The 17959-nt window shown below is 59.0% G+C and carries 23 protein-coding genes; 13 read left to right on the forward strand and 10 right to left on the reverse strand.

Features of this window, described 5'->3' with window-relative positions; translation table 11 throughout:
- Positions 1–243 precede the first annotated feature (243 nt).
- From Q1B40_RS21135 to Q1B40_RS21165, 7 genes are all read right to left on the reverse strand, one after another.
- Positions 244–573 carry a hypothetical protein gene (locus tag Q1B40_RS21135; protein WP_299819158.1) on the reverse strand — a complete coding sequence of 110 codons (330 nt, stop codon included), beginning with the start codon at positions 571–573 and terminating at the stop codon, positions 244–246.
- A 4-nt stretch (positions 574–577) separates the two neighbouring features.
- Positions 578–1357, reverse strand: coding sequence for an FRG domain-containing protein (locus Q1B40_RS21140; protein WP_299819161.1), 780 nt, complete (start codon positions 1355–1357; stop codon positions 578–580).
- Positions 1354–2544 (reverse strand): hypothetical protein, encoded by a 1191-nt coding sequence (locus tag Q1B40_RS21145; RefSeq protein ID WP_299819164.1) that lies wholly within the window; start codon positions 2542–2544, stop codon positions 1354–1356. The genes Q1B40_RS21140 and Q1B40_RS21145 overlap by 4 nt, the downstream gene beginning before the upstream one ends.
- The gene (locus Q1B40_RS21150; RefSeq protein ID WP_299819167.1) at positions 2541–2888 is read right to left on the reverse strand and encodes a hypothetical protein; all 348 of its coding nucleotides are present in this window, start codon (positions 2886–2888) and stop codon (positions 2541–2543) included. The genes Q1B40_RS21145 and Q1B40_RS21150 overlap by 4 nt, the downstream gene beginning before the upstream one ends.
- A complete protein-coding gene (locus Q1B40_RS21155; RefSeq protein ID WP_299819171.1) occupies positions 2888–3490 on the reverse strand; it encodes a 7-cyano-7-deazaguanine synthase in 603 nt (200 codons plus the stop codon). The genes Q1B40_RS21150 and Q1B40_RS21155 overlap by 1 nt, the downstream gene beginning before the upstream one ends.
- Positions 3490–4329, reverse strand: a complete 840-nt coding sequence (locus Q1B40_RS21160; protein ID WP_299819176.1) for a PfkB family carbohydrate kinase — start codon at positions 4327–4329, stop codon at positions 3490–3492. Before Q1B40_RS21160 ends, Q1B40_RS21155 begins: the two co-directional genes overlap by 1 nt.
- A gap of 748 nt (positions 4330–5077) precedes the next feature.
- Positions 5078–5773, reverse strand: coding sequence for a hypothetical protein (locus tag Q1B40_RS21165; protein ID WP_299819179.1), 696 nt, complete (start codon positions 5771–5773; stop codon positions 5078–5080).
- A gap of 40 nt (positions 5774–5813) precedes the next feature.
- On the opposite strand from Q1B40_RS21165, the gene Q1B40_RS24715 reads away from it, so the two are divergent.
- Positions 5814–6122: a helix-turn-helix domain-containing protein gene (locus Q1B40_RS24715; protein WP_367279178.1), complete on the forward strand. Its 309-nt coding sequence runs from the start codon at positions 5814–5816 to the stop codon at positions 6120–6122.
- A gap of 273 nt (positions 6123–6395) precedes the next feature.
- Here the strand turns inward: Q1B40_RS24715 and Q1B40_RS21170 are convergent, their stop codons facing one another.
- The 3 genes from Q1B40_RS21170 to Q1B40_RS21180 all read right to left on the reverse strand — a co-directional run bounded on the left by Q1B40_RS21170 (position 6396) and on the right by Q1B40_RS21180 (position 9768).
- The gene (locus Q1B40_RS21170; RefSeq protein ID WP_299819182.1) at positions 6396–7619 is read right to left on the reverse strand and encodes a GTP-binding protein; all 1224 of its coding nucleotides are present in this window, start codon (positions 7617–7619) and stop codon (positions 6396–6398) included.
- Between the two features lie 148 nt (positions 7620–7767).
- Positions 7768–8067 (reverse strand): hypothetical protein, encoded by a 300-nt coding sequence (locus Q1B40_RS21175; protein ID WP_299819184.1) that lies wholly within the window; start codon positions 8065–8067, stop codon positions 7768–7770.
- A gap of 285 nt (positions 8068–8352) precedes the next feature.
- Positions 8353–9768 (reverse strand): D-alanyl-D-alanine carboxypeptidase family protein, encoded by a 1416-nt coding sequence (locus Q1B40_RS21180; protein WP_299819187.1) that lies wholly within the window; start codon positions 9766–9768, stop codon positions 8353–8355.
- Positions 9769–10164: 396 nt separating this feature from the next.
- Between Q1B40_RS21180 and Q1B40_RS21185 the strand changes: the two genes are divergently transcribed.
- From Q1B40_RS21185 to Q1B40_RS21240, 12 genes are read left to right on the forward strand one after another with little or no spacing between them, the layout of a single operon-like run.
- Entirely contained in the window at positions 10165–10986 is an 822-nt protein-coding gene (locus Q1B40_RS21185) for an urease accessory protein UreD (RefSeq protein WP_299819189.1), read from the forward strand.
- A 34-nt stretch (positions 10987–11020) separates the two neighbouring features.
- Positions 11021–11323 carry an urease subunit gamma gene (locus Q1B40_RS21190; RefSeq protein WP_299819192.1) on the forward strand — a complete coding sequence of 101 codons (303 nt, stop codon included), beginning with the start codon at positions 11021–11023 and terminating at the stop codon, positions 11321–11323.
- Between the two features lie 20 nt (positions 11324–11343).
- Positions 11344–11649: an urease subunit beta gene (locus Q1B40_RS21195; RefSeq protein ID WP_299819194.1), complete on the forward strand. Its 306-nt coding sequence runs from the start codon at positions 11344–11346 to the stop codon at positions 11647–11649.
- Positions 11646–12065, forward strand: a complete 420-nt coding sequence (locus tag Q1B40_RS21200; protein WP_299819196.1) for a lysozyme inhibitor LprI family protein — start codon at positions 11646–11648, stop codon at positions 12063–12065. The genes Q1B40_RS21195 and Q1B40_RS21200 overlap by 4 nt, the downstream gene beginning before the upstream one ends.
- Positions 12065–12490 carry a lysozyme inhibitor LprI family protein gene (locus Q1B40_RS21205; RefSeq protein WP_299819198.1) on the forward strand — a complete coding sequence of 142 codons (426 nt, stop codon included), beginning with the start codon at positions 12065–12067 and terminating at the stop codon, positions 12488–12490. Before Q1B40_RS21200 ends, Q1B40_RS21205 begins: the two co-directional genes overlap by 1 nt.
- A gap of 26 nt (positions 12491–12516) precedes the next feature.
- Positions 12517–14229 (forward strand): urease subunit alpha, encoded by a 1713-nt coding sequence (gene ureC, locus Q1B40_RS21210; RefSeq protein WP_299819200.1) that lies wholly within the window; start codon positions 12517–12519, stop codon positions 14227–14229.
- 30 nt (positions 14230–14259) lie between these two features.
- Complete coding sequence (locus Q1B40_RS21215) at positions 14260–14865, forward strand: glutathione S-transferase family protein (RefSeq protein ID WP_299819204.1); 606 nt, start codon at positions 14260–14262, stop codon at positions 14863–14865.
- Positions 14862–15410 (forward strand): urease accessory protein UreE, encoded by a 549-nt coding sequence (locus tag Q1B40_RS21220; RefSeq protein WP_299819207.1) that lies wholly within the window; start codon positions 14862–14864, stop codon positions 15408–15410. Before Q1B40_RS21215 ends, Q1B40_RS21220 begins: the two co-directional genes overlap by 4 nt.
- Positions 15334–16128: an urease accessory protein UreF gene (locus Q1B40_RS21225; protein ID WP_367279175.1), complete on the forward strand. Its 795-nt coding sequence runs from the start codon at positions 15334–15336 to the stop codon at positions 16126–16128. Before Q1B40_RS21220 ends, Q1B40_RS21225 begins: the two co-directional genes overlap by 77 nt.
- Entirely contained in the window at positions 16125–16742 is a 618-nt protein-coding gene (gene ureG, locus Q1B40_RS21230; RefSeq protein WP_299819210.1) for an urease accessory protein UreG, read from the forward strand. Before Q1B40_RS21225 ends, ureG begins: the two co-directional genes overlap by 4 nt.
- Positions 16743–16776: 34 nt before the next feature.
- Positions 16777–17505, forward strand: a complete 729-nt coding sequence (locus Q1B40_RS21235; RefSeq protein ID WP_299819213.1) for a hypothetical protein — start codon at positions 16777–16779, stop codon at positions 17503–17505.
- Positions 17506–17558: 53 nt separating this feature from the next.
- A complete protein-coding gene (locus tag Q1B40_RS21240; protein ID WP_299819216.1) occupies positions 17559–17957 on the forward strand; it encodes a DUF1761 domain-containing protein in 399 nt (132 codons plus the stop codon).
- The last annotated feature ends 2 nt before the right edge of the window (positions 17958–17959 follow it).

Genomic DNA, 17959 nt, shown 5'->3' on the forward strand with positions numbered 1-17959 from the left:
CATTCCCAAATCGACAATGGGTATGGATTCCAGCATCACGACGGGAGCGAACAGGTGGGGTCCAGCCGCCGCTTACATTCTGACTGCATTTTACACATTAGATCAACTCACAGCGCGCGACCTGCTTTCGGCGCTTTTGAAGCCGACAGACGTGATCAGTTAGTTCAAAACCAGTACTCAGGCAATGAAGTTGATGAGGACGATATAACTTATAGGCGACATCGCCTAATCGCCATACGTACATCATTCATAGAAGGATGACACTTCGGCCAGCATATGTTCGATCAATGGGACGCCGTCCTTAAGATGTCCTTCAAAACTCCCCGGGAAACTGTCTGAGATGATGAGTTCGTCCTCGGATGCGTGCGGCCCGTAATGAAGGGTGACGTGCCATATCAGGGGGCCTTCAAATCGGTCACCGTCGATCCGAACTTCGTCATCAAACGTCTCGATCGTGTCGACATATGTGTTCGACGATAGGGCAGACAGATCTTGCCAGGCTTCGGTCTCCGTGAGCTCTTTGGTCTTCACGGCTGCTATGATATTCTCGCGAAGAGTTTTCAACTGGTCCATCCCATCACCCGATCATTGGGTCGCCGATGCCGATGCCGGCTTCGTACCGCCACTTCAAGGTCTCGCACAGGCCTCCCAAGTCGGGATAGATGTGACTATGGTCGATGCCCATCTTGAACAGTCCCCGCCGGAATCGCGCCCGCATCGACGCTGGTATAACGAACTCATCCATCTTCGGTGGATCCCAAGGCTCGTTGGGTTTATTGTGCACCGAGAACAACCCTCGTTGGTTCACGATGCGGCTGACGGATTTCGATGGCAACAGGAACATTACTCGATCGATGGAGAATGGATCGTCATGCTTCTTAGGGTCGATGACGTCCTCATCGGGAATGCTATAGGCATGAACGACGGCGTCTTCTTCTTCCTTGGAGTGACTTGAAACGGCAAAGTAGCAGGCAACCAAGGGATTGGTCGACCAGTCCAACAAACGGGTTGGAAGACCATGGTGCTGCGCAACAGCCAGCCAATCCCAGTCCGACACGGGACGAGTAGCTAGCATAATATCCGCCGATCTTTGGAACGCACGGAAAAGACGCTCTTCTTTCAAAGGTGTATAGGTATCGCTCTTACGCCCTATGCTTGGTACGAATCGATAGCTGCGAGACCCACTACCTCGAAACACCCAGCGCGTGTGGGCGCGTGCATCAATAAATTCGATAAACTCGATCCAGCGGTCATGAGCCTCCCGAATGATTTCCTCGGGTGACTTGCCAGTCTTACTCAAGCGATTGACCCGCGAATTCGTTTCTTTGGAACCACCTCTAAACTGCGGCGGTCTCATTGTTTCGAGCTTCTCATGACATGGTACAGCGCTGTCGCATAATCGCTGGCCACTACTGCATCTGGGAAATAGAATTGTGCGGCAAATGCCTCAGCGGAAGGCCAGAAGATAACAGTTGGCTGGAGGTCAGCTCTTGCGGCGGCTTCGAATTCTTTCATCGAGCATCGCGACCCAACTAGAAGAAGGTCAATATCGTCCTGGCCGTTTGAAGCAAGTCCTTCCAACCCAAATTTCACATAACTCACATCCCCCCCAAGATAGCTCAACCATCCCTGTGTTGTGTGGGCCAGTGCATCAAGTTCAAAGTCGCCTAGCCCGACAATGCGAATCCTTTCGCGCCTTATTGTATTGGGCTTTCGGTCACTTACCCCCGCGACTGAAGGTAGTGGGAGACGCGGACCCTCGACAAAATATGCCGTACAGCGGGCAGCATAGTGTGCTGCATCGACAGGATCTAAGTTCAATTCACCCCAAGCATGCGCAAACGCCGCAGCAGTTACGTCACCTGCCCCAATTCGAAAAAAACTCTCGGCCGCGTAGCTTGGGACGGAAACCGGCTGATCCCCTTGAAAAACTATCAATCCGCCCAGACCGTCTTTCACCAACACGATTTGCGGGGGATGTGGAAGATCACGTAGATTAATGATCGCTTTGAGTAGAGTATCTTCATTGGGCATGAGGCTTTCTTGCCTGTCCTCTGATCTCCTCTTCAGGAGTTCTGCGCGTGTGCCTGGAAGTTCCCATCCACTCACGATCATTGCCAAGGAACCGGCGTTTGATCCATTGCAGTAATAAGAAGCATCGGGCGCCTGAGGATCGTAGACTACTCTGTCACCTTTGACACGTGCATCACTTTCCATCATGCCGAAACGCAGCACCACATCGCTCTCCACCGAGAGTGCCGGATAAAGACTTGGCTGTTGCTCTGGCGGATCCACGCGCACAAAGGAATGTAGATATTCGAAACTCATTGGATGTTTAGATGCGTGGAGATCTCCGTTCACACCGAAGCTAGCCAACGTTAACTCAACGTCTTTCGTCCATTCCTCCGGGACGTAGGCATGTAAGCTCACCGTATCGGAGACGGAACTTACCGCAATTGCAGCTCTTAGCCCGGAGCCATAGATCTGATTCCATGCCGGGTACTTGCAGCGTTCCTCGTACACACCTCCTACAACGGAAATCATCGGCGAAACACCTTGACTGAACACCGGGAGAAGGACGCGAACTCGACGACAGCGACATACCCAATGCCTCGCTCAAGATCGCCGATCAACCGAGACAAACCAAGAAATGCCGCTAAGGTCCCGACGACGGCACCATCAGCGGTTTCGCAGACCGCGCTTCTGATCTTTCCTTGGGTGAGAATGCTGACCGTGAGTTCGTCATCTTTGTTGAGCCCCTCACTGATGTTTGATTGTACTCCGACAAGATCGGTCTGGAACGCGAGAGCGGAACCGTCGCCAACGATAGTCGGTGGCGCTATGCCTCCCTTTATCTTCTTAATCTGATCTGGTGCGTATCCTGCCATCAGACTAGCTGCTCATGCATTCTGTGATAGACGGCGTCGACGCATTCCCGATGCTTGAGGCACCCACCACATTGACCGCATGCAAATTCGTGGACATGACATGAGAACGTCAGCCCGATAAGATCATACGGAAAGGCTGATTTGCGTAACAACTCTGGCGTTGAAATATGGCGCGCCGGTGCAGTAACGTGGATACCGCCTTCCTGGATCGACAGCACACGATTCATCGCACGAAAGAAGGCCGCCTTGCCATCGGCATGCCGATCGGTGGAGACCGCCCCGACCATAATCTCTGTGACGCCTTCGGGCATGAGCATCATGGCGGCTAGAGTAATGAGCATCTGATTCCTGTAAGGCCAGAATTCCGCCGCAGCCGCTCCTGGCGCCGACGGACGATCCGTCATGGAACCTGAGCCCAGGGAGGAGAGGTCGACGGCTATGCGTCGATGCTCAAGCCCCATCGCACTGCAAAGTGCGGACGAAGCTGCGAACTCACCCTTGGCAGCGATCTGACCGTAGTCAATCGTGACGCAAATTTCCGGTCGTAACCAGTGCGCCAACGCTGAAGAATCCAATCCACCGGACATCAGTAGGGCCTTCATCAGGCAGTCCCCCAAATTGCTTCGTAAATGGCGGTCGAGAAGTCTGACACAATTTTGCAACCAGTGCCTTGAAGCATTGTAAGGCTTTCAGGACGAGGTGTTTCCGCTAGCGCCACGACGGGTATGCCGTGCCGACGCGCATGGCCGACCTCGAACAAAGTTCCGGCGTCTTCGCCGTCCAGCAACGCAAGCACCACAGAACATTGCTCCAATCCGTCGAGGTCGCGCTTGGCGATGTATTCCGCATCCCCGTGCGATCCGACGTCGTGGATGGGCGAGAATACGTTTGCACCAAGGGACATGAGGCACATTCGAGCTTCCTCCACCATCCAGCGTTGGGCCAAGGTGAAGAAAGGGCCTGCCAGATAGATTTTGCTCGCAAGGTCAGGCGCTGGCCTTGGCAGAATTGTGGTCAATGCGGACAGATTAACCTGCGTATTTCGCGTTTCCACATACGAAGCTACCGCGCGTGACGCCGTGTCAGCCGCTACTACCGGGTCTTTGTTTTCCTCCCCCCAGCGCTGGGCAAATATCGCGCTGAATACGTCACCGGAGCCTATCTTGAAAATCGAATTGGCCGCATAGGCAGGCACGTGTGCGGCCAGACCATCGGTGACCACCGTTGCTCCAAGGGGTCCGCGTTTGATCACGACGACGGATGCTCTGGAATGCTGTATGAGTCCCCGTGCGGCTTCCTCGCCAGCGTCGCCCATCGCCAGCTTTAGTTCCACTTCGTTGAGGACTATCGCCAGCGCTTCGGCTTGAGACCCGTTTTCCCTGAAGCGAAGAACCTCGTCGGCATTTTGGGGATCGAAGACCGCTCGCTTCGCATCGACCAACGCATCTCCCTCCACATAACCAAACCGAAGCACAGTTTCCCCTACGGCCCGCAAGGACCTATAGCGCGCTTCGGGGGCACCAGAGAGCTCCGCATGGGAAAGCGGGTGAAGATAGTGGAATGCAATGTCCTCTGGGATGGGCTGAAGGTCCGTGGCCACGCCAAAAGCCGACATCGAGTGCTCGACGTCGTCGACCCAACCTTTGCAGGCATAAGCAACAAGCCGCGTGCCAGGCGACAGCCGGGAAACGGCGGCGGCGGCCCTGCCTCCCGAGCCGAATATTCGCGACCATGCCGGGCGTATGCATTCCTCGCGATAGAGCCCCCCTGCAACAATCATTAGGGCACACGGTTCCCAACCACGTGACATCCACCTGAGCGGATATGCGTGACCTCCACTTGGTATTCCACCCCGTTCCTAAGGCATTTAATGAGTCGCGCCAGATTTAAGAACGCCGACAAAGCTCCCACGAGCTCCCCTTGGGCATCCACGCAGACGACAGTAGGGAACGCCCCTTCGCTTCGGAGATCCACCCTGAGCGTGTCGCCAATCTTGAGCAGCTCCAGGCGAGATAGGCGAACGCCTTCTAAGTCTACGTCAATAGCCAGATCGCATTCGTCGCCGTTCTCACCTCCAAGGGCAATACCCCCGGCTCTGCCGTCCCAGGTCCGCGAACGTATTGGTGTTTGCTTGCTCGACATAGAATCACCCCTAAGTAATCATAACAAAGGAGTGCACGGAGAAATAGTCAGCCGAACAAAATGCGCATTTCTCGCCACATAATTGCATCGAGAATTGATGTCCGAATCTGAAGAGCCTGGGCGAATCTGAGAAACTTTCGCTCTAACGCCTCATAGTCGCGTGGCAGTCGATATGTCTCGGGGAAAAGGCCAATCATCGTACCTGCGCGCAGGACATGCACATCCAGAATGGCTACCTCGTCGCTGCCGACATGATTCCTGACGATCCAAGATGCCGTCTTAGGACCAATTCCGGGCAACTCCATCAAATTGTTTCGAAAGCTGATCGGATCGTTCGTGTCGGGAGGAGAATTCCGAATTGAATTGAGCGCGACGTTCAGGCGACCGGCCCTCTGCTTTGGATAGCGATACTTATGCAGCCTGCCATTCACCAGTAGCGGTTCGCTGAGTAAGTCCTCGAACTCGACCGCACTTGGGACGTCATTGGCCCGGAGTGCCCCAACGGTGTCCAGACGTTCCCAAGCTGCGCGGTTGAGCTCCATCTTCACCCCAAATCCACCCAGCAGGCAGAATGCGAGATCCTCAGCCAATGGCGTTCCCATCGGGCTGACGTAGTCGTCCGCTTCGCCACCTTCGAGATCAGCCATGGCCGCCCAAAACGCAGGCGTTGGGACCCATTCTTGGCGACCATATCGCACGCCTGGAACGACTTCGTCCTCGGGTTCAAAACGACGATGATGCATGGTATTGCCCTCCGATATGTAAAGCATATATGTAATGCATATGATAAACAAGAACAGCTCAGTCATCGCAGCTCTGAAAGCGCGTCAGCGGAAAGACGAGTTGACCCAGGTCGAGTTGGCGTCAGCCTTGGGAATCCACCAGGCCCATTTGTCGAAGGTGTTGGCCGGCAAAGCACCGCTGTCCAGCAAACTCAAGGCTAAGGTCGAGCGCCTACTCCAAGGAGGTTCGCTAGCCGATGCTTCGTTGGAAAATTTGGAGGTGGAGCTGATACAGGCCCTGCGGTCCTCCCGTACATTTCGAGCTTTGATACGCGCTGCCATGCAATTGCATAGGCGACAGGAACAATGACGCAGTATGCAGTGAACATCAAATGTCTACGACCGATTTCGGGATCGTAAATGGAGTTCGAAATGACCGAATTTAAGGCGCAAAGGAGGCATTGAATCAATAGGTGTTGAATGTCGGCATAGGGCCGGAAGTGACTACATGTCCACCGCACAAGAATGACCACTTTCTTTGTTCACGGTATCCAAATCGGCCAGCCTCCTCCCGGCCCCATCCTGACCATTCCCCAGACCGCAACCAAACTCCACCTACCGCCCACATCAACAAATCGCCGGTTCAGCGGATCGGGCTGGTAAACCCCGAAATCGCCAGCGGATTGTCCGTCATGACCTTGGAGTCCGGTGTGTCGGGCAGCAGGGCGCCGGAGAAGGCTTCGAACATCTTGCGCACGAAGCCTTCCGGCAGGTCCCTGGTGATGAAGACCATGCGCGTGCGGTGATCTTCGTCCGGCCAGGCCTCCAGGGTCGCGGGCGGGTGGAAGACGTGCTGGACGCCGTGGATGACCACGGGCCTGTCCGGGTCCTCCGCCAGTTTGACAATCCCCTTGACCCTGAGCAGCTTCGGACCGTGGGCCGAGCGCAGCAGGTCGAGAAACATTTCCAGGGCCGATGCGGAAACCGGCCGGTCCGTCGACAGGGTGAAGGCGCGGATGGAGTCGCTGTGCCGGTTCACGTCGTGCCCGTGCCCGTGGTCATGTGTGTGGTCATGTGTGTGGTCATGGTCATGCCCGTGATCATGATGATGGTGGGCATGGCCGTGATGCCTGGAGGTTTCATAGGCTTCCGCGTTCAGCCACGCCGCCACATCGGGGATCTTTGATTTCGGATTGTAGAGCCCGGCATTGAACAGTTTTTCGGCAACGGCCTCACCGGCGGATGCATCCAGACGCTGCGCGCCCGGGTTCAGCACCGCAAGGCGCTGCTTGAGATCCGCGAAGGCCGAGCGCTCCGCTTCGGACGTCAGCAGATCGGTCTTCGTGAAGACCAGCCGATCCGCGACCGCTGCCTGCTTGCGCGCTTCTTTGTGATTTTCCAGTGTCGACAGGCCGTTGACCGCATCCACGAGCGTGATCACGCTGTCGAGCCGGTAGCGCATCACCAGATAGGGATGCAGCATGACGGTGTGCAGGATCGGCGCCGGGTCCGCAAGGCCGGTGGTTTCGATCACAACCCGGTTCAGCTTCTCCATCCGGCCATTGTCCAGCCGGCGCAAAAGGTTCTCCAGCGTCGTCACCAGATCGCCCCGGATCGTGCAGCACAGGCACCCGGAGGACAGTTCCACGATGCCGTCGCCGGCCTGATCCACAAACAGGTGATCGAGACCGATTTCACCGAATTCGTTGATGATGACAGCGGTGTCCGCCATCGCCGGATCTTTCAGCAGCCGGTTCAGCAGCGTGGTCTTGCCCGAGCCGAGGAAGCCGGTCAGGACGGAAAGCGGAATGGGCGGCTTCGGCCCTTTGCGGACCGCATCTTCAGAGGTCGGTGCCGGGGAAGCCATGACGCGTGTCTCCAGATCGGGCCGCCACGCGGAACGCGATGATGTCCGTTCTGTCTGCTTGCGCAGGAACGGAAAAGGGGCGGCGCAGTAAGCCGCACCGCTAACATTCTTTTCAGGGAAAGGTCAAAAGGATAACGGCCGCGCGGGATCAGCCCGCGTTCAGAACCGTCACTTCGGCTGTTTCCGGCTCCGCCTCGTTCACGGAATTTTCCTCTTCGCCGTCTTTGGCGGAAAGTTCCATCGGTGTGAGGTCCTGGGCAAGGTCGGTGTCATCACCGATCTGCTCCGCATCATCTCCGCTATCGACAACGGTCCGCACCGCTTCCGCCGCCTTTCGCAGGGTCGCAATGACCTCTTCAACCGAAACCCCTTCTTCGAGCTGATTGGCGGAAAGCTCCGCCAGGCTCGCAAGGGCGCGGATAGTGGCGTTGGATTTCGGTTCCATCATGATGCGATCTCTCGATCTGTCTTGCCGGCACATTCTGTGCCGCAAAAATCCCCTGGGGGTCTGGCAGCATTTCACGGCTCAGGAGGGTCCTGTGGAAGTGGAATGCTTACCTCAGTCTTAAGGAACAGCGTAAATAAAGAGTTAACCTTGTCAATAACCCCTATTCCAACATCCGTCGTTCTCTCGGCCCGGCAAGGATACACCTCACGCCAGGCCTTCGCTGCTTCCATGAAAGTCGGCAGGAAAGCTGTTGGATTCCGGGCGACTCCGGAACAGGACTACACTTTATGGCTTGCGTGGACTTGGAGCGGGCACGGGAATCGCGAAATCCAGCCCTTTTCGGAAAATCGAACCGGGTGCGGCCTTTGAAACATCCACGGCAGCGCCCGGGCGCACTTGCGTGGCTTGCTCGGTAATGGCAGCGGCCGAAGTGGACGCCGCGGCGGTCTTCTGCAACTTGCCACGAATTTCAATTTCCGCGCGGCGCACGGGGTTGGCGGCCGGCAGCGGGATCTCTTCCGCGCTCAGGCTCAACGGAGCGCCGGACGCGGACGCGGCCGCCGCGGGCGTTCCGGTCGGGTTTCCGAGGCCGACCTGAATGGGACGATAGGCAACCTGACGCGGGCCGAGGGTCCGGTCGAGAATTTTCGCCCAGTCCGGCTTGCCGTTTGACAGCATGAACCCGCTTTCATCGACCTCTGCTTCTTTCTTGCCGCCGCCGGCGTCGGCAAAGAACAGAAAGCCGCCACGGGTTTTGTTTTCCATGTCGAAGCGCGCCATGTAGCCCTTCGCACCCGGGCTCTTGTTGCGCCGGCAGTAGCCGTCGGCCGGTGCCGAAGCGGAAGACCCGGAGAGGCTGGTGACCTTCTGGCCGCGCCCGTTCTTGCGGAAGCCCTCGTCGAAGAGCTGCCGCGCGAACGCCGTGCGCTCCAGACCGGACCCTGCGCCCAGGATGATGGCAATCAGGGTACGTCCGCGCCGGGTAACGGACGCGGCGACATTGTAGCCGGAATTGCAGATATACCCGGTTTTCATGCCGTTCGCGCCGGGCACGCGCAACAGGAATTCCCGGTTGGCGGACCTGAGCGTCTTCTTGCCGAAGCGGATGCCGGGATGTTTGTAATAATCACGGGATTCGGGAAAATCTTCCCTGAGAGCCATGGCGAGGATCGCAAGATCCCGGGCGGTGGTCACCTGCGCGTTGTCCGGCAATCCATGCGGATTGGTGAAGCGGGTATTGGTCATGCCGAGACGCCTGGCTTCCGCATTCATCATCGCAATGAAATTCGCTTCCGACCCGCCTATCGCTTCGCCCAGCGCGACGGCGACATCATTGGCGGACTTGATCAGGATGATCTTCAGCGCCGTGTCGACAGTGAAGCGCGTGCCCACCTTGAACCCCATCTTGCTGGGCGGCTCGGAGATCGAGTTTTTAGACTGCACCACTGCGGAATTGAGGGAAGCGCGGCCTTCCCGGATCGCCTTGAAGGTCACATAGGCGGTCATCATCTTGGTCAGCGAGGCGGGGTACCATTTACCGGTGGCGTTCTTCTGTTCGAGCACCGCGCCTGTCCTTGCGTCCACAAGGATATAGGCGCCGATATCCGCCTGTGCCGGGCGCATTGCCAGGCTCAGGAAGAGGGCCGGAACGAGTAAGGTCAGACAAAGCGATGCCAGACGGCCAAAAGGGCTAGAGAACATTCGGTTATCCCGCAGACTACGGTCCCGCATGACGGGTCGAGGCAGCAATATAATATGGTGATCCTTAAAGAACCGGATCGTGCCTCCGAGGGCAACCCCTTCCGGACAACTCTTCATTGCCGTTCTTTTTGGCATTTGCCGATTTTTAAGGCAAATTTATGGAGCCGGCAGCTGCAAGCTCTGGAAAAGCCTGTGATTTTTGACCGAACCCGTAGCCTCTGCCAAATTGCTCTTCCTTGGCCCGGCTCTTGCTAAGATTACCGGGACCAACTTCTTTCTTGCATCCCGGACAAGACCCGCAACATGCTTGGAAGTCCGGTCCGATAAAAACGATGTACCGGGAACCCGGGGAGCGGAACACTCATGTATGATGCTGGGGTGGCATCGGATTCTGGCTTGAATGGCATTGCCATGCAGCGCGTGGACGGTTCCGCGCGCGTCGCCTTTGCCGTATCCGGCGGCACCACCCGGCTCACCGATCTCTATCAGCGCGGCGCCGCGAAAGTCCGCTTGCCCAAGGTCTATGATCTGCCGCAGACAGCCGTTCTCCTCAACACCGCGGGCGGCCTGACCGGCGGCGACCGTCTGTCCTACGAAGTCAGTCTGGCGGAGGGCGCACACGCTATTGTGACCACCCAGACCGCTGAACGCGCTTACGAAAGCGCAGGCGGCTCGGCAAAAGTGACAGGTGTTCTGACCGTAGGCGACAACGCGGTTCTCGAATGGCTGCCCCAGGAAACGATTCTCTTCAACCGGTCCGCCTTGTCGCGGTCGATCCGGGCAGATCTTGCTTCAAACGCGCGACTATTGATGCTGGAAACAATCGTATTCGGCCGCATGGCCATGGGCGAACGGGTCAATTCGGTGTTTTTCAGGGACAGCTGGCGTATCCGCCGCAACGGCAGGCTGGTCTTTGCCGACGAAGTCCGTCTGGGCGGCAATGCGGAACAGATCCTGGCCGGACCGGCGACCGCCAGAGAAGGGCAGGCGGTGGCAACCCTCGTCGACTGCACCCCCGATGCCCAGGACCGTCTGGAGCTGGCCCGCTCCTGTCTCGACAATCTCACCTCAGGCACCGTGCAGGCCGCCGCCAGCGCATGGAACGGCTTGCTGTCAGTCCGCTTCGTGTCGGATGATAGCTGCGATCTGCGCAACGCCCTGATCACCTTCCTGACCGGATATCGCTCGGCGGACCTGCCGCGCGTCTGGCATTGTTAGGTCACGGACCCATGAACAAGGAGGACATCCACCGATGAACCTGACCCCGCGCGAAAAGGACAAGCTGCTGATTTCCATGGCCGCGATGGTCGCCCGCCGCCGCCTGGACCGCGGCGTGAAGCTGAACCATCCCGAAGCCGTCGCGCTGATCACCGATTTCATCGTCGAAGGCGCAAGGGACGGCCGCACGGTTGCCGATCTGATGGCGGCAGGCGGCAAGGTTCTGACCAGGGACCAGGTCATGGACGGTGTTGCCGACATGATCCACGACGTCCAGGTGGAAGCGACCTTTCCCGACGGCACCAAACTCGTCACAGTGCACGAGCCCATCCGCTGACCCTTTTGAAGGAGACAAAGATGATCCCCGGAGAACTTTTCCCCGCCGAAGGTGAGATCGAGCTGAATGCCGGGCTGGAAACGGTGACGCTGGATGTTTCCAACACCGGCGACCGGCCCATTCAGGTGGGCAGCCACTACCATTTCTTCGAGACAAACGAAGGCCTTGCTTTCGACCGCGACAAGGCAAGAGGCATGCGTCTCGATATCCCGGCCGGAACCGCCGTACGTTTCGAACCCGGCCAGACGCGCTCGGTAACGCTTGTGCCTCTCGGCGGTGGCCGTACGGTCTACGGCTTCAACAACAAGATCATGGGAAAGCTATGATCCTTCCGGGGAAAAACACTCAGCGCTTGCTCGCGGGGGCCCTGATCGCCGCTTTCGCTTCCATGCCGGTGGCGGGCGCTGCGGCGCAGCAGGCGGCTGAGAACCCGTGTGAAGACGCACAGACCCAGCTGGAGCTGAACGAATGTTCCGCCCGGGCCTACCAGGCCGCCGACGCAGAGCTGAACGAGGCTTACAAGGCCGCAATGGACGTGGTGAAGGACTGGTCGCCCGAGTCTCCGGAAAAGCTTCGCGATGCCCAGCGCAGCTGGATCGGCTACCGGGACAAGGCCTGTCTGGTCTACCAGTACCCCGAAAGCGGGTCGATCACGCCGCTGCTCATCAATGACTGTCTGCGCAAGATCACCGCCGACCGGACCGAGGATCTCAAGGCGTTGGCGCAGGGGTTGGGCAACTGATGCTTGTATCCCGCCGTATTCTGACGCTTTCCGCCGGGCTCCTGGCGAGTGTGCTCATGTCTTTCATGGCGGTGGCTCAGGAGAATGTCGATTGCGGCTATCCGCTCACCAATTCTGAACGCACCTACTGCGCGGAAAAGGCGTTGAGCGAGACCGAGGCGGACATGCAGAAGGCTTATGACCGGCTTCACGCAAAGCTGGTCGAAATGGACGCTGACCTGCCGGACCATCTGAAAGGAAGTCCCGGCGCACTGGAAGAGGCGCAGGCCGCCTGGAAGGTCTACAGCGACAAGGACTGCACTGCCTACAGTTTCCCGTTTCGCGGCGGAACCCAAGGCAGTGAACTCTACCGGAACTGCATCATCGTCCTGACCCTGAAGCGGACGGAGGATCTCAATGCCACCGTCGAGGATTACGGCAACTGACTTTCTGATCGCTGATTGGAGATAAAATGGCTTACAAAATGTCCCGCGCCGCCTATGCGGACATGTTCGGACCGACAACCGGTGACAGGCTGCGCCTGGCCGATACCGATCTCGTCATCGAGGTCGAAAAGGATTTCACCACCTATGGCGAAGAGGTGAAGTTCGGCGGCGGCAAGGTCATCCGCGACGGCATGGGCCAGTCCCAGGCACCGAGAACCGCTGGTGCCGTCGACACGCTCATCACCAACGCGCTGATCGTCGACCACTGGGGCATCGTCAAGGCCGATGTGGGTCTGAAGGACGGCCGTATCGTCGGGATCGGCAAGGCCGGCAATCCGGATGTCCAGCCCGGCGTCGATATTGTCGTCGGCCCGGGAACCGAGGTGATCGCGGGCGAGGGCAGGATCCTTACCGCCGGCGCGCTCGACGTTCATATCCACTTCATCTGCCCGCAGCAGATCGAGGAAGCCCTGATGTCGGGCGTCACCACCATGCTCGGCGGTGGCACGGGTCCGGCGACGGGTACCAACGCCACAACCTGTACTCCGGGCCCCTGGCACCTGACCCGGATGCTGCAGGCCGCCGACAGTTTTCCGATGAACCTGGGGTTCGCCGGCAAGGGCAACGCCTCTCTTCCCGCCGCCCTGGAAGAACAGATCCTGGCCGGTGCCTGCGCGCTGAAACTGCATGAGGATTGGGGGACCACGCCGGCCGCCATCGACAACTGCCTGTCGGTCGCCGACGAATACGACATTCAGGTGATGATCCACACCGACACGCTGAACGAATCCGGCTTCGTCGAGAACACGACGGCCGCCTTCAGGAACCGCACCATCCACGCCTTCCATACGGAAGGGGCGGGCGGCGGCCACGCGCCGGACATCATCAAGGTCTGCGGCGAGTTGAACGTGCTGCCGTCCTCGACCAATCCGACACGGCCCTACACGGTCAACACCCTCGAAGAGCATCTCGACATGCTCATGGTCTGCCACCATCTGGACAGCTCGATTCCCGAGGATGTCGCCTTCGCCGAAAGCCGTATCCGCAAGGAAACCATCGCGGCGGAAGACATTCTCCACGACATGGGCGCCTTTTCGATCATCGCCTCCGACAGCCAGGCCATGGGCCGGGTCGGCGAAGTGATCATCCGCACGCTGCAGACCGCGCACAAGATGAAGGTCCAGCGTGGAAGGCTGTCCGAGGAAGCCGGCGAAAACGACAATTTCCGCGTCAAGCGCTACATGTCGAAGATCACCATCAACCCGGCCATCGCCCACGGCCTCGACGAACACATCGGTTCCGTCGAAGTCGGCAAGCTGGCCGATCTGGTGCTCTGGGATCCGAAATTCTTCGGTGTGAAGCCGGACATGGTGCTGAAACTCGGCACCATCGCCGCCGCGCCCATGGGCGACCCGAATGCCTCCATCCCGACGCCGCAACCGGTCCACTACCGGCCCATGTTCGGGGCCTTCGGCAAGGCAATGACCCGCAGCCGGGTAACCTTCGTCTCGCAGGCGGCCTATGACAACGGCGTCAAGGAAAAAGCCGGGATCGATAGCCTCGTCCTGCCGGTGAAAAACACCCGCGGCGGCATCAACAAGAAGTCGATGATCCTCAACGACGCCATGCCGGCTGTCGAAGTCAATCCGGAGACCTATGAAGTGCGCGCCGACGGCGAACTGCTCACCTGCGAACCGGCTGACGTCCTGCCGATGGCGCAGCGTTATTTCCTGTTCTAAGGTCCCGGAGGAACTGCTCCGGGAGGACAAATGTACAAGATCATCGGATTTCCACGCACCCGCGCCATTCGGGTGATCTGGCTGCTGGAAGAGCTTGGTGAGCCATATGAGCTCGAACTTGCGCCGCCGCAGTCCGCGGCGGTCGCTGCCGTCAGTCCGGACGGCAAGCTGCCGGTTCTGATCGATGGAGAAGCGGCGATCCCGGATTCGGTCGCGATCTGCACTTATCTCGCCGACAGGCACGGCAAGTGCACCTTTCCCGCAGGAACCCTGGAGCGCGCCCGACAGGACAGCTTCACCCAGTTCGCTGTCGACGTGCTGGACGGAGCCCTGTGGACTACGGCCAAGAACGCCTTTGTCCATCCGCAAGACATACGCGTCCCGGCCATCAAGAACGTCTGCAGGACGGAATTCGCGCGCGGCCTGGAAACGCTTGAAGCACGTCTGGGCGACGGGCCCTTCGTGATGGGCGACACCTTCACGGTTCCCGACATCATCATCGGCCATTGCGCGGGCTGGGCGGTCATGGCGAAATTCGAGCTGCCCGGGGAGGGGCCGTTGCATGCCTATTTCAAACGCCTCAGGGACCGGCCGGCATACCAGTCCATGAAAGCGAAACTGGCAGAGGCCGCATGATCCGCGTTCACAAGATCCATTCCGCCGGCAATTGGCCCAAGGACCGGCCACAAGACCCGCCCGCCGACCGGATTACCCTCGACCGGGAGGACCGGCATCGCCGGCGCGCGGTCATGAGCGGGGAAAACGGCCTGTCCTTTCTGCTTGATGAGCCTGACGCCGTCTTTCTGCATCACGGCGACGGGCTTGAGCTGGAAGACGGCAGGATCGTCGAAGTGCTGGCGGAGCCCGAGGACCTGGTCGAGATCGCAGCGCGCGACACGGCCCATCTCATCAAGATCGCCTGGCATCTCGGCAACCGGCATCTGCCGACGCAGCTGATGGGTGAAACACTCAGGATCCGCCGCGACCATGTGATCGAGGACATGATCTCCAGACTTGGCGGCGGACTGACACCGGTCACCGCTCCGTTCGATCCGGAAGGCGGGGCCTACGGCCACGGCCGCACGCATGGTCACAGCCACGATCATGAGCACGATCACGGGCATGGACATTCCCACAGCCATTCCGGCGGGCATCACGATCACGGTCCCGCTCATGAGTGATGCCGTCTCCCTGCCGGCGCTTTACCGGCTCCTGACCTTTCTCTCTCCGGCCTTTCCCATCGGCGCCTTCACCTACAGCCACGGGCTGGAACAGGTGATCGACCGGGGCGGGGTGACCGATGCCGGAGACCTCCAGGCCTGGCTGGAAGATATCCTGCGCTTCGGCGCAGGGCGCAGCGACGCGATCCTGATGAAAGAAACATTTCAGGCCGCCCGCCGCGGCGACGGAGAAACCGTCCAGGAGCTTCGCGAACTTGCGCTTGCCCTGCAACCTTCGAAGGAAAGGCATCTGGAATCGAGCGCCCAGGGAACGGCCTTCCTGCAAGCGGTTACCAGAAGCTGGATGCCCGCGAGCGACACGCCTGCAAGCGGGCTGCTTGCAGGCGTGGCAGCCACCGACGCCGGAGATAACCGGGAGCCGTGGCCTTATCCGGTGGTCCTGGGTCTCGTCTGCGCCGCCCATGACCTTCCCGAAGCAGCAGCCCTTACATCCTTCCTGCACGCCTTTACGGCCAATCTCATTTCCGTGGCCGTGCGGGTGGTTCCCCTTGGCCAGAGCGACGGTCAGAAGGTTCTGGCCGCGCTCGAGCCGGTCATTGCCGGGGTTGCGGAAGAGGTCGCCGCTTGCGGCCTTGACGATCTCGGCACATCCACCTTTCTCGCGGACATCGCCTCCATGGCGCATGAAACCCAGTATTCGAGGCTCTTCCGGTCATGAGTTCAAAAAACGGTCCTTTGCGCGTCGGTATCGGCGGTCCGGTCGGCTCCGGCAAGACCACCCTGACCGACCGTCTGTGCAAGGCCATGCGCGACACCTGGTCGCTCGCCGTCATCACCAACGACATTTACACCAGCGAGGATGCCGAAGCCTTGATGCGCTCCCAGGCGCTGTCGAGCGACCGCATCCGCGGTGTCGAAACGGGCGGCTGCCCGCATACCGCCATCCGCGAGGATGCCTCTATCAACCTGGCCGCGGTGCATGACCTCACCCGCTCCATTCCGGACCTCGATCTGATCCTGATCGAATCCGGCGGAGACAATCTGGCAGCGACTTTTTCGCCCGAACTTGCCGATCTGACGCTCTATGTCATCGATGTCGCCGCCGGCGAGGAAATCCCGCGCAAGGGCGGTCCCGGCATCACCCGCTCCGACCTGCTCATCATCAACAAGACGGATCTGGCGCCCTATGTCGGCGCCAATCTGGACGTGATGGACAGGGACGCCAGAAAGATGCGCAAGGAACGGCCGTTCGTCTTCGCCAACACAAAGCTCGGCGACGGCGTCGAAACCGTGGTAAGCTTCATCATCGAAAAAGGCGGGCTCAACGCCTGAACGGCCCTAGGTCCCGGACCCCAAGTTGACCTGAATGAACACTGACAGACAGGACGCCTGCGCGCGGAACAATGCGCTCTGGTGCGATGCGGTTTTGAAATCCGCCGGTGCGGCGACACGGTTCCAGCCAGGCTACTGGCAGGCGGACGGGACAGTGCTTCCGCTCTATCCCAATATCGTCACCCTGTCCCCAAAGCAAAGCGGTGATTTCTATACCGCCCTGGAAGCTCTCCCGGTCAACGCAGCCGTGAAAGACAGTTACGATTGTCTCGACCTTGCGTCCGCCGGCTTCCGCAAGATGTTTGCCGCGACATGGCTGTTCCGCCCGGAGCGCGCCTCCCGGAAACCGCCCGTCAGCCCCGGCTGGCACAAGATCACCCAGCCGGACGGTCTGAAAAAGTGGACAGCCGCGTGGAACAGCGACGAAACGCTTCATCGCGTGTTTTCTCCCGCTTTGCTTGACAACATGTCCATCGATTTCGCAGCGATCATGAAGGACGGAACCACCGGTGCCGGAGCCGTTCTCAACAGCGGACCCAGGCTGAACGGCAAGGACCTGGTCGGCCTCAGCAATATCTTCTACCGCAAGAACTGGCTCTACAGCGCGCTGCACGACCTGCTGGAACCCTTTCCGCACAGACCGGTCTGCACCTATGAAAGCAACCCGGATCTGCTGCAGGTCTATCGCCAGCTCGGGTTTATCGAATGCGGATCTCTTGCTGTCTGGCTCAAAATCAGAGCTGTGGCGACGACAGATGCTTGATCTTTCTTTGATTTGCTTCCAACCTGATCCGTAAAAATGCGGGGGAAACAGATATGTTCGACGGTATCAATCTGGTCGCGGTCGCTGCCGCCGCGATCGTATCCTTTATTTTCGGCTCGATCTGGTACGGCCTTCTCGGCAAGGCATGGATGAAGGCAGCCGATATCGGCAAGGAACAGGCCCGGCCGACTCCGGCAGTTCTGGGCACATCCTTCTTTTGCCAGGTGATCATGGCCTTCATCTTTGCCGGGATTATCTTCCATAGCGGCGAAACCAATATCCGCAACGGCATCATTTCCGCGCTGATGGTCTGGGTCGGCATCGTCATGACCACGCAGATCATCAATCATCGGTTCCAGGGAAAACCATGGACGCTGACGCTGATCGACGGTGGCCACTGGCTCGGTGTTTTTCTGGTGCAGGGCATTCTGATCGGCTGGCTGAGCTACTGAAC

Origin of the sequence: uncultured Roseibium sp. (assembly GCF_947496995.1) — a bacterium.
In the GTDB taxonomy this organism is placed as follows: Bacteria; Pseudomonadota; Alphaproteobacteria; order Rhizobiales; family Stappiaceae; genus Roseibium.